This is a genomic window from Flavobacterium collinsii (genome assembly GCF_902804485.1).
Taxonomy (GTDB): Bacteria; Bacteroidota; Bacteroidia; order Flavobacteriales; family Flavobacteriaceae; genus Flavobacterium; species Flavobacterium collinsii.
This window is the reverse complement of sequence record NZ_CADCST010000053.1, coordinates 33,948-47,323: the sequence shown is the minus strand read 5'-3', so window position 1 is coordinate 47,323 and position 13,376 is coordinate 33,948. Positions and strand designations below refer to the sequence as shown.

The 13,376-nt window shown below is 36.6% G+C and carries 11 protein-coding genes; 9 read left to right on the top strand and 2 right to left on the bottom strand.

The window, feature by feature from the left end:
• Nucleotides 1–132: 132 nt before the first annotated feature.
• Nucleotides 133–1,212, bottom strand: coding sequence for a DNA replication/repair protein RecF (recF, locus tag FLA105534_RS02060; RefSeq protein ID WP_173964390.1), 1,080 nt, complete (start codon nucleotides 1,210–1,212; stop codon nucleotides 133–135).
• 381 nt (nucleotides 1,213–1,593) lie between these two features.
• Here recF and FLA105534_RS02055 point away from each other — a divergent pair, with 381 nt between their 5' ends.
• From FLA105534_RS02055 to FLA105534_RS02030, 6 genes are all read left to right on the top strand, one after another.
• Nucleotides 1,594–2,373, top strand: a complete 780-nt coding sequence (locus FLA105534_RS02055; protein ID WP_173964389.1) for a tetratricopeptide repeat protein — start codon at nucleotides 1,594–1,596, stop codon at nucleotides 2,371–2,373.
• Between the two features lie 84 nt (nucleotides 2,374–2,457).
• Entirely contained in the window at nucleotides 2,458–3,030 is a 573-nt protein-coding gene (ribH, locus tag FLA105534_RS02050) for a 6,7-dimethyl-8-ribityllumazine synthase (RefSeq protein ID WP_173964388.1), read from the top strand.
• 218 nt (nucleotides 3,031–3,248) lie between these two features.
• On the top strand, nucleotides 3,249–5,195 hold the full coding sequence (gene mutL / locus FLA105534_RS02045; protein WP_173964387.1) for a DNA mismatch repair endonuclease MutL: 1,947 nt from the start codon (nucleotides 3,249–3,251) through the stop codon (nucleotides 5,193–5,195).
• Nucleotides 5,192–5,941, top strand: a complete 750-nt coding sequence (locus tag FLA105534_RS02040) for a rhomboid family intramembrane serine protease (RefSeq protein WP_173964386.1) — start codon at nucleotides 5,192–5,194, stop codon at nucleotides 5,939–5,941. Before mutL ends, FLA105534_RS02040 begins: the two co-directional genes overlap by 4 nt.
• Before the next feature lie 43 nt (nucleotides 5,942–5,984).
• Nucleotides 5,985–6,848, top strand: coding sequence for a rhomboid family intramembrane serine protease (locus FLA105534_RS02035; RefSeq protein WP_173964385.1), 864 nt, complete (start codon nucleotides 5,985–5,987; stop codon nucleotides 6,846–6,848).
• A 48-nt stretch (nucleotides 6,849–6,896) separates the two neighbouring features.
• Entirely contained in the window at nucleotides 6,897–7,913 is a 1,017-nt protein-coding gene (locus FLA105534_RS02030) for an endonuclease/exonuclease/phosphatase family protein (RefSeq protein ID WP_246253156.1), read from the top strand.
• A gap of 626 nt (nucleotides 7,914–8,539) precedes the next feature.
• On the opposite strand, the gene FLA105534_RS02025 is transcribed toward FLA105534_RS02030, so the two are convergent.
• A complete protein-coding gene (locus FLA105534_RS02025; RefSeq protein WP_173964383.1) occupies nucleotides 8,540–9,385 on the bottom strand; it encodes an AraC family transcriptional regulator in 846 nt (281 codons plus the stop codon).
• A 178-nt stretch (nucleotides 9,386–9,563) separates the two neighbouring features.
• Between FLA105534_RS02025 and FLA105534_RS02020 the strand changes: the two genes are divergently transcribed.
• The 3 genes from FLA105534_RS02020 to FLA105534_RS02010 all read left to right on the top strand — a co-directional run bounded on the left by FLA105534_RS02020 (nucleotide 9,564) and on the right by FLA105534_RS02010 (nucleotide 13,319).
• Nucleotides 9,564–10,478 (top strand): dihydrodipicolinate synthase family protein, encoded by a 915-nt coding sequence (locus FLA105534_RS02020; RefSeq protein WP_173964382.1) that lies wholly within the window; start codon nucleotides 9,564–9,566, stop codon nucleotides 10,476–10,478.
• Nucleotides 10,479–10,721: 243 nt separating this feature from the next.
• Complete coding sequence (locus FLA105534_RS02015) at nucleotides 10,722–12,305, top strand: aldehyde dehydrogenase (NADP(+)) (protein ID WP_173964381.1); 1,584 nt, start codon at nucleotides 10,722–10,724, stop codon at nucleotides 12,303–12,305.
• A gap of 3 nt (nucleotides 12,306–12,308) precedes the next feature.
• The gene (locus tag FLA105534_RS02010) at nucleotides 12,309–13,319 is read left to right on the top strand and encodes a 4-hydroxyproline epimerase (RefSeq protein ID WP_173964380.1); all 1,011 of its coding nucleotides are present in this window, start codon (nucleotides 12,309–12,311) and stop codon (nucleotides 13,317–13,319) included.
• Nucleotides 13,320–13,376 lie beyond the last annotated feature (57 nt).

Here is a 13,376-nt window from a genome sequence, read left to right as displayed (position 1 = left end):
AAGATCTATGTTTCTATGTGTTGAATATTTTTTTTAAATTATACCAGCAGGTTTCGTTTGGTCTTAAAATCTAAGGTTAGGTTTTTATTCAAAGAAGATTGGTGCAAATTCGTGGAATTTGTGGCGAAAAAATCACAAATTAAAAATTTTATAACTCTGATGTGTTGATTTTACTATAGTTTCGGTACGTTCCGGATGAGTATCGGAGATAAAAAGCTGTCCAAAAGTTTCACTGTTTACCATTTCGATGATTTTGGCAACACGGCTTTCGTCTAATTTATCAAAAATATCATCAAATAACAATAGTGGTTTTACACCGCTTTGTTTTTTTAGAAATTCGAATTGGGCCAATTTCAGAGCAATCAGAAAAGATTTCTGCTGACCTTGTGATCCGAATTTTTTTATGGGATGTGAATCAATTTCAAACGACAGGTCGTCTTTGTGGATGCCTACACTGGTGTAATGTAATGCCCGATCTTTATTAATGTTTTCACGTAATAACGTTAAAAGATCCTTTTCGTACAAATGACTCTCGTAGACCAACTGTACCGTTTCTTCCGATCCGGTTATGGCCTGATGGTGTACGTTAAATATAGGTATGAATTGTTCGAGAAAGTCTTTTCGTTTTTCAAAAATCGATTGTCCAAAAACATTCAACTGTTCGTTATATATAGATAAAGTGTCGTTGTCGAAAGTATGATTCAATGCAAAATACTTTAATAAGGCATTGCGCTGTACAATTACTTTTTGATATTGAATAAGCTGATGCAGGTAAGTAGCGTCTAATTGCGAAATCACACTGTCCATAAATTTACGGCGTGTTTCACTTCCTTCTACAATTAAATCGCGGTCAGCCGGAGAAATAATGACTAGCGGAATGAAGCCAATATGATCGGAAAATTTGTCGTAGGCTTTGCCGTTTCTTTTTAAAACTTTTTTCTGTCCTTTTTTTAAACTGCAGACGATTTGTTCGGTTCTGTCATTTTTCTCTAGTTCGGCATCAATCACAAAAAACTCTTCTCCGTGTTTGATGTTTTGAACAGCCAGCGGATTGAAATAGCTCTTTCCATAAGCAAGATGGTAAATAGCATCGAGCACATTGGTTTTGCCAATTCCGTTTTTGCCGACAAAACAATTGATCTTGCGGTCAAAATCAAAATTGATTTCGGAGAAATTTTTATAATTGAATAAAGAAATTTTGTTTAAATGCATTTTTTTGGAAACTCTAAGATAAAATTTGATGTTTTCTAAGTAACTCTTTTGAGCTTTTTCTTCTGCCACAGATTAAAATGATTAAAAGGGTTTTATATTGAGACTCCTTGAATCGGTGTAAATCTGCGAAATCAGTGCTAAAAATATAGTTTTGGCTTAGAAAAGTGTTATTTAAAATCATCAAAAATTTGAGGGTGCAAATTATCGAAAATTATCGATATAAAAGGCTTTTGATGTGTTTGAGGATGAATTATTTTCCGGTTGAGGAGGGAGGACTTGGTATTAATGAAATTATTTTTTTTAAAATAGTGATAAAATTGATTTTTTTTACGTCGGTTTCAATAAAAATTTTATTTTTGCCGTTCACTAAATTAATTTTAAATGGCAACTTACAATAAAAGAGGATATAAAGCACCAAAAGAGAAAGAAGTTAAAGAAGTAAATGAGGAAACACAGGTAATTATTGACGAAAAAGACAGCACAACAGCTGGAGTTTTCTCTAAATTAGATGAAACTGCTTCAAAAACTGAGGATTGGGTAGCTAAAAATCAAAAAATCATTATTGGTTTAGTTGCTGGTATTGCAATCGCTACTATTGGATATTTGGCTTACCAAAAATTTATCGAAGCTCCTAAGCAGGATGAAGCTGCAAGCGAAATGTTTGTTGCTCAGCAAAATTTTGAAAAAGCGACTAACGGTGTAGCAAGCGATTCTTTATACAAATTGGCTTTAAATGGTTCTGAAGGTAAATTCGGATTCATTAAAATTGCTGACGAATACTCTGGAACGGATGCTGGAAATTTAGCGAACTATTATGCAGGTATTGCTTCTTTAAATATTGGAAAATATGATGATGCAATTAAGTATTTAGGAGAGTTCAAATCAAAAGAAGCTATTGTAGGTGCTTTGGCAATTGGTGCGATTGGAGATGCTTATTCTCAAAAGAACCAACAAAAAGAAGCTTTAGACTATTATGTAAAAGCGGCTGAATCAAATAAAAACGATTTCACTACACCTCGTTTCTTGTTAAAAGCAGGTAAAACAGCTTTGGCTTTAGGTCAAAAAGAAGATGCTTTGAAATATTTAACCGATATCAAAGAAAATTACGATGCAACTCCGGAAGCTGCTGCTGTTGATGTGTTGATCGGATTAGCACAATAAATTTAATTGTAGATTTCCGATTTTAGATTTTAGATTCGTATTTTAGCAATCTGAAATCTAATATCTAAAATCTAAAATATACAGATGGCTACTCAAAATAAAAATCTATCAGAATACGATAAAAACACAATCCCAAATGCGAAAGATTTTCGATTTGGGATTGTTGTTTCTGAATGGAATGAAACGGTTACAGAAGGACTTTACAATGGTGCTTTTGATGCCTTAACAGATTGTGATGTTCCGGCTCAGCAAATTATTCGTTGGAATGTTCCAGGGAGTTTTGAACTGATTTATGGTGCAAAAAAAATGCTGCAAACGCAAAATGTAGATGCGGTAATTGTGATTGGATGTGTAATTCAGGGCGAAACAAAACACTTTGATTTTGTTTGCGAAGGAGTGACTCAGGGAATAAAAGACCTGAATGTTCAGACTGATATTCCGGTTATTTTTTGTGTTTTAACAGACAATAACATGCAACAATCACTTGACAGAAGTGGAGGAATTCACGGAAACAAAGGAACTGAGGCTGCCATTGCAGCAATCAAAATGGCGTATATCCGTCAACAGGCTTCTCTGTCACATCCGTTTCATCAGCCTTTGTTGTCTTCAGGAGCAATTCAGATCGAAGAAACACCAATTAAAATTGAGAAAGAATAAAACACAATTGTTTTAAAGATACTAAAACCTATACTGTGTAAAAATAGTATAGGTTTTTTGTTTTTTTTATGATAGCTGTTATTCTGAAACCCAACAGAAATTCATTAAATTTGTACACCTTGGTTTAAAAAACCAGGAGAAAATTAATAATATTACCCCGAGATTTTACGGATTAATTTCAATTAAATCAAAGGACAACCTTTAACCCCAATTTTTTAATGTCGAGTATCATTCAATTACTTCCTGATCACGTTGCGAATCAAATTGCTGCCGGAGAGGTGGTTCAAAGACCTGCTTCGGTTGTAAAAGAGCTGTTAGAAAATGCTGTTGATGCGAAGGCAACTGACATTAAATTGATCATTAAAGATGCCGGAAAATCGTTAGTTCAGGTGATTGATAACGGAGTTGGAATGACAGTTACAGACGCACGTTTGTGTTTTGCACGTCATGCTACTTCAAAAATTCGCCAGGCCGAAGATTTGTTTTCGCTTGGAACGAAAGGTTTCCGTGGAGAAGCACTGGCTTCTATCGCTGCGATTGCGCACATGGAAATGAAAACCAAGCAGGAACAGGATGAGCTGGGAACACATATTGTAATCGAAGGAAGTAAATTTGTGTCTCAGGAAGTGGCGGTTCTGCCAAAAGGAACATCATTTGCCGTTAAAAATTTATTTTTTAATATTCCTGCCCGTCGTAATTTCTTAAAGTCGGATACCGTTGAATTTCGTCATGTGATGGATGAGTTTCAGCGTGTGGCTTTGGCGCACCCCAATATTCATTTTAGTTTTTATCACAATGGAAGTGAAATGTATAATTTGCCTGCAGCAGGTTATCGTCAGCGTATTGTCGGAATCATGTCCGGTAAAACCAACGAAAAATTAGTTCCGGTTAGTGAGGATACAGAAATAATCAACGTTCAGGGATTTGTTTGTAAACCTGAGTTTGCGAAGAAAAACAGAGGAGAACAATTCTTCTTTGTAAACGATCGTTTCATTAAAAGCGGTTATCTGCACCATGCTGTAATGGCGGCCTATGACGGACTTTTGAAAGACGGTTCGCAGCCAAGTTATTTCCTGTATTTGCAAGTTCCTCCAAATACCATTGATATCAATATTCATCCAACTAAAACAGAAATTAAGTTTGATGATGAGCAAGCCTTATATGCTATTTTAAGAGCTTCCATAAAACACAGTTTAGGGCAGTTTAATGTGGCGCCGGTTTTAGATTTTGACCGCGATGCCAATTTAGATACCCCTTACCATTATAAAGATTTAGAAGCCGAAACGCCAACGATTCAGGTAGATGGTACTTTTAATCCCTTTACGGATGATAAGACCAATCAGCATTATTCGAAATCGGGATCAGGCTCTGGTTTTAGTTCTATATCCGGATCAGGTTCTGGTTCTGGATCTGGATCAGGTTCTGGCTTTAGCTCAGGAGGAGGTTCTTATTCCGGTTATTCTAAAAGAGTAGAACCTACAGCAAGTTGGGAAAGTTTGTACGTAGGTTTAGAAACTGAGAGTATTGAGAGTTCTCCGTTTACATTCGAAAATGAAGAAGTGACCTCATCACTGTTTAACGATAATGAAATTGAACAGGCCAGTCAGGGAACATATCAGATTCATAAAAAATATATTGTTTCGCCAATCAAATCCGGAATGGTGATTGTCGATCAGCAAAGAGCACATCAGCGTATTTTATACGAGCAGTTTTTACTGAATATGACCGTCAATCAGGCTTCGAGCCAGCAGCTGTTGTTTCCGTTGGATTTATTTTATTCCGCGGCCGAAATGAAACTGATCGAAGAACTAAAACCTTCTCTGGAAACAACTGGTTTTGTTTTTGAAAATGCCCAGACCGATCATATTGTGATTTCGGGTATTCCGGTAAATATTACCGAAAGTGAAGTTTCACTTGTTATCGAACAATTGCTGAGTGATTTACAGGACGGAATTCCGGCCAACAGTTACAGTCAGAATGATACCATTGCGAAGTCAATGGCTAAAAGTTTAGCGGTTAAAACCGGATCGTATTTAACCGAAAAAGAACAGGATAATCTGGTAAACGGATTATTTGCCTGTAAAGATCCAAACATTTCACCTTTTCAAAAACCTACTTTCATCACCATGCGTGTGGAAGATATTGATAAAAAGTTTGCCTTATGATGAAAATAACTCCCGTAGTAAAACAATTGTTGATAATCAATATTATTTTCTTTATTGGTTCACAGTTAGTGCCGGTTTCTTACGAGTATTTAGCACTTTTCTTTCCTGAAAATCCGGGATTTAAATTTTGGCAGCCGCTCACGCATATGTTTATGCACGGTGGATTTGCTCATATTGCATTTAATATGTTCGCACTGTATTCTTTCGGATCTACGTTGGAGCATTTTTGGGGTGGAAAGAAATTTTTATTTTTCTATATCTCCTGCGGATTGGGAGCAGCCCTGGTAAATTTTGCAGTCAATTATTATTTTTATCAGGATGGATTGAATATTTTATTGGCCAATGGTTTTAATAAGGCCGACATACTGGCCTTGCTAAATGAAGGAAAAATAGATACGAGATGGCAGCAGATATTGTCGGTTTCGGAATTTAAGCATCTTACAGAAGCTTATTTAGGAACGGTAGTTGGTGCTTCTGGTGCAGTATACGGACTTTTAATTGCCTTTACCTTTATGTTTCCTAATGCCGAATTGGGGATTATGTTTATTCCAATTCCAATTAAAGCGAAATATTTTGTTCCGGTTTATATGCTTCTCTTTGATGGCTTCTTTGGTATCTTCGGAAGCTCATTTTTAGGAATCGAATCCGGTGTGGCTCATTATGCTCATATCGGGGGAGCGCTCTTTGGATTTTTGATCATGTGGTACTGGAAAAAAAATCAGTTTAATAAAAATCGTTGGAATTAATTTTTAACTTTAATATTGCAAATAGAAACTAAAGAAAGCTTTTATGAATATTCTGGACGATTTAAAACTACAATACAGATTAGGCGGGATAGCCATGCGTGTTATTTATTGGAACATTGGCTGTTTTCTGATTTCGTTGGTGTTTTTTTATAATTTTTCTAATGCTCAGTTTGTATTTCCAAACTGGTTGGCATTGTCGTCAGATCCTGCGGTTTTTATGTTTAAACCCTGGACGTTTCTAACGTATGCTTTCTTTCATTATGGTTTTCTCCATCTCTTGTTTAATATGATGGTTTTAAATTTTGCGAGTAATTTGTTCCTGACTTTTTTTACTCAGAAACAATATCTCGGATTGTATGTTTTAGGAGCCATTTTCTCTGGAATTGTTTTTGCATTGAGTTTTTATTTTTTAAATATTTCGGCACCTATTGTAGGAGCATCGGCTGCAATTATGGCCATTTTGGTTGGAGTTACCACTTATCAGCCTTTAATGAATGTACGTTTGCTGCTTATCGGAAATGTTAAGCTTTGGCACATTACCGCTGTTATTCTGATTTTAGACTTAATGCAGTTTCGTTTAGACAATACTGGTGGGCATATCTCGCATCTGGCAGGAGCGTTCTTCGGATTTCTTTTTATGAAGCTGTTGCAAAACGGTACAGATCTTAGTAAAATTGTTTCCAGAACCCTAGATTTCTTTAGCAATCTTTTTAGAAAATCCCCATCGACCCCTTTCACCAAAGTTCATAAAAATTACAAAAAACCTACAGAAAAAGTGACGTCAAGAATTGTTACGAAAGACAAAACGCAACAACAGATTGATGAAATTTTAGATAAAATTAGCCAGTCCGGTTATGATTGTCTGACCAAAGAAGAAAAAGAGTTTTTATTTAAAGCTGGAAAATAATCGTTTTAGGGCCACAATATGAAAAACCTTTCATGGTTTAATAAAATAATGTTCTTTTTGAATATAGTGCTAACTGTACTGACGTTTAGTATTTATATTTTACCTTTCCTGGCACCAAAGAGTTTTCCGCTTTTGTCGGTTCTAACGCTCTTTATGCCGGCTTTTTTCGTTCTGAATGGTTTGTTCTTCGTTTACTGGGCGATTCAGTTTAAAAAACGCCTTATTTTGTCCGGTTTGGTACTGTTAACCGGAATTACCTTTATCAGCAAATTTTATAAATTCTCAGCAAAAGAATATGTTCAGGACGAAAGAGACTTTTCGGTAATGAGTTATAATGTGCGCCTTTTTAACGTTTTTAAATGGCTCGATCGCGATGATATTCCTTCCAATATTAAAGCTTTTATTGACGAAAAAGATCCGGATATTCTCTGCATTCAGGAATATTCCAATTCAGCCCATTTGGATTTAAAAGTTTATCCGCACCGTTATATTTTTATTGACGGGAATAAAATCAAAACCGGTCAGGCGATTTTTTCAAAATTTCCAATCATATTTGAAGGGAATATTGTCTTTCCAAACTCAGACAATAACGTTATTTATGCGGATATTAAAAGAGGAAAAGATGTTATTCGTGTGTACAACATGCACCTGCAATCCATAAAAATTTCACCGGATGTGAGTGATATTTCAAATAATATTGATCATGTCAATCAGGAAAAATCACAGTTAATTTATACCCGAATTAGTAAAGGATTCAGACAGCAGCAGGAGCAGGCCGAGATTTTTAAAGAAAATATCAAACAGTGCAAGAACCCGATTATTATTTGTGGAGACATGAACAATAGTCCGTTTTCGTATGTGTACCGAAGTATCAAAGGAAAGTTGAAAGATGCCTTTGAAGAAGCAGGAGAAGGGTTTGGAGCAACCTATAAGTTCCGTTATTACCCGGCACGAATTGACTATATTTTTACAGACAGTAAAATGAAAGTGAAACAATTTGAAAGTTTTTCTGACTTCGAAAATTCAGATCATTATCCTATTATGACGAGGCTTTCAATTGAATAGTTTTTTTTAACCGCAAGGTACGCTAAGGTTTACGCAAGGGGCGCAAAGTTTTTTTATTTTAAGTTACAAGTAAAACGCAAAGTTCGTAAAGCTATAGAGTAAAGCTTTGCGAACTTTGCGTTTATATAGAATCTAACAAGAAAACCATCCTTGCGTTCCTTGCGGTTTATATTTTACGACAATGAAAACTCAAATCATTATCCTATTATGACGAGGCTTTCAATTGAATAGTTTTTTTTAACCGCGAGGTACGCTAAGGTTTACGCAAGAGGCGCAAAGTTTTTTTATTTTAAGTTACAAGTAAAACGCAAAGTTCGTAAAGCTATAGAGTAAAGCTTTGCGAACTTTGCGTTTATAATAGAATCTAACAAGAAAACCATCCTTGCGTTCCTTGCGGTTTATATTTTACAGACAATGAAAACTCAAATCATTATCCTGTTATGACACGGCTTTCTATTGAGTAGTTTTTTTAACCGGAAGGGGCACAAAGTTTTTTTATAGAAGTCTAAAAGTAAAACGCAAAGTTCGCAAAGCGATAAGGTAATGCTTTGCGAACGTTGCGTTTATATAAAATCTAATAAGAAAAGAATCCTAGCGTCCCTTGCGGTTAAGCCACAGTAAACTACTTATAGATTCAGTTTTCGATATTGCAGCGGGGAGGACTGCTTTAGTTCTTTAAATTTTCGGTTGAAATTGGAAATATTGTTAAAGCCGCATAATTCGGCAATTTCGAGAACCGAAAGCTCACTGTTGTTGGCCAATAGCTTCGAGGCATGTTCAATTCTCACTTCGATTAAAAACTGGAAAAACGACTTGTTGGTCCGGACTTTAAAATACCGGCAGAAAGCATTTTTCGTCATATTAGCAATCGAAGCGATTTCGTCCAGGTTAATGTTTTTTTGATAGTTGGTCATAACGTGTTCGAATACGGTTTGCATTCGTTTGCCTTCATTATCGGTAATTTTTTTGTCGTAGAGATGATTCGAGAGTTGTTCTCTGTCGCTGTTAGAGAGCCACTTTATGATCTCCAGAAACAAAATGAATCGTTCGTAATTGTCGGCTTTTTTTAGCTTTTTAAACGACTTGGTAATTTTTTTGGGTGCATTGTGAATAATAAATCCATTTTTACTACTTTCTAAAAAAGGGTGTATGTTTTTAAAAGTGGTAAGCGTGAAGAATTCTTTTCCAAATGAGTTTGTCGTAAAAAATAAGGTACGCATGATCGAAGATTCATTTTCATATACCTCACTTCTGAAAACATGAGGTAAATTGCTGCCAATCATTAGAATGTCTCCCTCGCGATAGTGCGAAATGGTGTCGCCGGCAAAAATGGCACCCTGTCCTTTTTCGATAAAGCTAATTTGAATTTCTTCGTGTTGATGGAGTTTGTCGTAAAAAACGATCTCTCTATCCTCTTGATATATAAGAGGATCTTCTCCCGATTTAGGGATTTTAAATGGAAAAACTTTCATGGTTGGTCGAGGTTAGTTAATTCAAATATATTTTATTTTGTCAAAAAAATAGCAATATATTAGTTGGTTTTTTCTGTAATTGGTTTATATAGGGTAATATAATATTGTTTTGAGGTAATTTTTAAGCCTCCTGCTTTGTTCAATATAAATAATTTTGGTCTTAATTAAAATCGATATTATGAGTATTCAATGGAAAGGCGTAATGCCGGCGGTAACGACTAAATTTACTGCAGATGATAAACTAGACTTCAGAATGTTTGAAGTCAACTTACAAGCACAATTAGAAGCAGGTGTTGAAGGAATAATTCTTGGCGGTACACTTGGAGAAGCAAGCACTCTTTTAGAAGAAGAAAGAAGTGAATTGGTAAAAGGTACCGTTAGCATGGTGAACAACCAGGTGCCTGTAATCATGAATATTGCAGAACAAACTACACGTGCTGCAATTTTAGCAGCCAACAAAGCAGAAAAAGATGGAGCAAAAGGGTTGATGATGTTGCCTCCAATGCGTTACAAAGCTTCGGACTTTGAAACAGTAACGTATTTTTCTGAAGTAGCCAAAAATACTTCACTTCCTATAATGGTTTACAATAATCCGGTAGATTATAAAATTGAAGTTACGCTGGACATGTTTGAAGAAATTTTAAAATATGATAACATCCAGGCTGTAAAAGAATCAACCAGAGATATTTCGAACGTAACCAGAATGATTAATCGTTTTGGTGACCGATTAAAGATTTTATCAGGAGTAGATACACTGGCTTTAGAAAGTTTACTAATGGGGTCTGATGGTTGGGTTTCGGGCTTGGTATGTGCTTTTCCAAAAGAAACAGTTGCGATATACAAATTAGCCAAAGCAGGCAGAATTGACGAAGCTTTAAAAATATACAGATGGTTCCTTCCTTTATTAGAGTTGGATATCAATTCGTTTTTAGTACAGAATATTAAGTTGGCAGAAGTAGCAACAGGTATTGGAACAGAATATGTTCGTGCACCTAGATTGCCTCTTCAGGGAGCAGATAGAGAAGAAGTTTTGGGAATTATTACCAGATCTTTAGAATCAAGACCAACTTTGCCTGATTATAAAAATTTGTAACCGTACGCTGAAAACAATTGGTTTTACAAATTTCTTCTTTAAGAGTCTGTTTAAATTTTATTTGTTGGCTTTCTTATGATGATTTTCGGCTGCAAAGCCGTTAAATTTTAATACAATAGCACTGCTATTTTATTAAAATTTGCCTCTTCTCTCTCGAAAATCCTTTGATAATAAATCTCAAAAATAAATTTTAAACAGACTCTAAGAATTGTAAAGTATTTATTCAAACAACACAAAAGAAATATGATTACAGGAAAAAATTACGTGGGAAGTACACTTAAAGCTGCCGGTAATAAGACATTTAAAACATTTAACCCGCAGCTTAATGTCGAAAATCCCTGGGTTTTTACGGAAGCAACTCATGAAGAAATTGAAGAAGCAGTTGCTTTGGCGCATCAGGCGTTTGGTACTTATAAAAAAAGTTCAGGTCTTGAAAGAGCAGGTTTTTTAAATGCGATTGCAGATGAAATCGTAGCTTTAGGAAATGATTTGTTAGTTCAGTATTGCAGTGAATCCGGCTTTCCAATGGGCAGAGCAGAGGGAGAACGCGGAAGAATGGTTGGTCAGCTACGCGCGTTTGCCCAAATGCTCATTGAAGGGAGCTGGGTTCAGGCTGCAATTGATACGGCAGTAATAGACAGAGTTCCTGCACCAAAAGAAGATTTGCGCAAAATTTTGGTACCCCTTGGACCCGTTGTGGTTTTTGGATCCAGTAATTTTCCGTTTGCATTTTCAACAGCTGGAGGAGACACGGCTTCAGCTTTAGCAGCAGGTTGTCCCGTGATTGTAAAAAGTCACTCGATGCATATAGGAACCGGTGAAATGGTGGCCTCAGCGATTATCAAAGCAGCACAAAAAACAAATATGCCCGAGGGAGTTTTCTCTAATCTTATTGGAGGAGGAACAACTCTCGGAACTGCATTGGTGAAACACCCATTGGTGAAAGCAGTTGGTTTTACAGGAAGTATTCGTGCCGGAAGAGCTTTGTTTGATCTTGCAGCACAACGACCAGAACCTATTCCGGTTTTTGCCGAGATGGGAAGTGTGAACCCAGTGGTTCTTTTGCCAAAAGCAGTAGAAGTAAACAGTCAAAAATGGGCGACTGCCTATGCAGGATCCATTACGCTTGGAGCAGGACAGTTTTGTACCAATCCGGGATTGCTGTTTGGAATTAAAGGAGCTCAATTAAATAAATTTTCAGAAGAATTGACTCAGGCTATTGAAAAAATTGAACCATTTTGTATGTTGCACCCTTCAATGAAAGATGGTTTTGAAGAAGGATCAGCAACCTTGATAGCGCAAAATGGAGTTGTTAAAATTGCTGAATATAAAGGCGAAGCAGCGCCAAATTACGGAGTGCAGAAAGTACTGACTGTAGACGGAAAAACTTTCTTAGAGAATAAAACTTTAAGTCATGAGGTTTTCGGACCTGTTTCGGTACTGGTACAATGTGATGACGAGCAACAGCTCTTAAAAATTGTCAATCAGTTAGACGGACAATTAACGGGAACAATTATAGGAGAGCCAGAGGAATTAAAAAATCAGGAAGAGCTGATTACGGCTATGCAGAACAGAGTAGGGCGATTGATTTTTAATGGCGTTCCTACGGGAGTTGAGGTTTGTCCTTCAATGATTCACGGAGGTCCTTATCCGGCCTCTTCTGATTCCAGATTTACAGCGGTTGGAATTCATGCTGTCTATCGCTGGGTACGACCGTTTAGTTACCAGAATTGGCCAAATGAGTTATTGCCTGCAGAATTGCAAAACGAAAATCCATTACAGATTTTAAGAACATTAAATAATATTCAAACAAAATCCCAGATATAATAAATGGTAAAGAAAACTTTTTTTTGTGTAGATGCGCACACTTGCGGAAATCCTGTAAGAGTAGTGGCAGGAGGAGGGCCAAACTTGACAGGCGCTAATATGAGTGAAAAACGCCAGCATTTTTTAAAAGAATTTGACTGGATCCGTAAAGGGCTAATGTTTGAACCTCGTGGACATGATATGATGAGCGGAAGTATTTTATATCCGCCAAGTGATCCTGCCAACGATTTTGGGATTTTGTTTATCGAAACCTCAGGCTGTCTGCCGATGTGTGGTCACGGAACAATTGGTACAATAACCATTGCCATCGAAGAAGGTTTGATTACCCCAAAAATACCAGGGAAAATAAGAATGGAAGCACCAGCCGGTCTCGTGAATATCGAGTACCAGCAAACCGGAAACAAAGTCGACTGGGTACGTCTGACCAATGTAAAATCATACTTAGCAGCAGAAGGATTAACAATTGATTGTCCTGAGCTGGGCGAAATTACTTTTGATGTTGCGTATGGCGGGAACTATTATGCAATTGTAGACCCACAACAGAATTTTTCAGGAATTCAGGACTTTTCGGCTGGTAAAATTGTCCAGCTGAGCCAGGAAGTCCGTAAAAGAATCAATGCCAAATATCCGGATTATTTTATTCATCCCGAAAATGATACCATCCGTGATGTTAGTCATATGTTGTGGACAGGGGAACCTTTAGATCCAACCTCTTCGGGCCGAAATGCGGTTTTCTACGGAGACAAAGCAATTGATCGTTCTCCATGCGGTACAGGAACATCGGCACGAATTGCACAGTTACACGCTAAAGGCAAACTTAAAGTTGGAGAAGATTTCATCCACGAAAGTTACATTGGCAGCAAGTTTATTGGGAAAGTTGTAGAGGAAACTTCGATTGGAGATATTCCGGCAATTGTACCAAGTATTCAGGGCTGGGCAAAAGTATACGGTTACAATACCATCATCATTGATGAAGCAAATGATCCGTATGCTCATGGATTTCAGGTAATTTAAAAAAATATTAAAAATTCAGATTCATTGAAGGAGGATAAGATTCTTCTTCAATGAATT

Coding starts and splice junctions, on each gene's coding strand:
- recF (WP_173964390.1), bottom strand. CDS start 1,212: ATGCATTTAAACAAAATTTCTTTATTCAATTATAAAAATTTCTCCGAA.
- FLA105534_RS02055 (WP_173964389.1), top strand. CDS start 1,594: ATGGCAACTTACAATAAAAGAGGATATAAAGCACCAAAAGAGAAAGAA.
- ribH (WP_173964388.1), top strand. CDS start 2,458: ATGGCTACTCAAAATAAAAATCTATCAGAATACGATAAAAACACAATC.
- mutL (WP_173964387.1), top strand. CDS start 3,249: ATGTCGAGTATCATTCAATTACTTCCTGATCACGTTGCGAATCAAATT.
- FLA105534_RS02040 (WP_173964386.1), top strand. CDS start 5,192: ATGATGAAAATAACTCCCGTAGTAAAACAATTGTTGATAATCAATATT.
- FLA105534_RS02035 (WP_173964385.1), top strand. CDS start 5,985: ATGAATATTCTGGACGATTTAAAACTACAATACAGATTAGGCGGGATA.
- FLA105534_RS02030 (WP_246253156.1), top strand. CDS start 6,897: ATGTTCTTTTTGAATATAGTGCTAACTGTACTGACGTTTAGTATTTAT.
- FLA105534_RS02025 (WP_173964383.1), bottom strand. CDS start 9,385: ATGAAAGTTTTTCCATTTAAAATCCCTAAATCGGGAGAAGATCCTCTT.
- FLA105534_RS02020 (WP_173964382.1), top strand. CDS start 9,564: ATGAGTATTCAATGGAAAGGCGTAATGCCGGCGGTAACGACTAAATTT.
- FLA105534_RS02015 (WP_173964381.1), top strand. CDS start 10,722: ATGATTACAGGAAAAAATTACGTGGGAAGTACACTTAAAGCTGCCGGT.
- FLA105534_RS02010 (WP_173964380.1), top strand. CDS start 12,309: ATGGTAAAGAAAACTTTTTTTTGTGTAGATGCGCACACTTGCGGAAAT.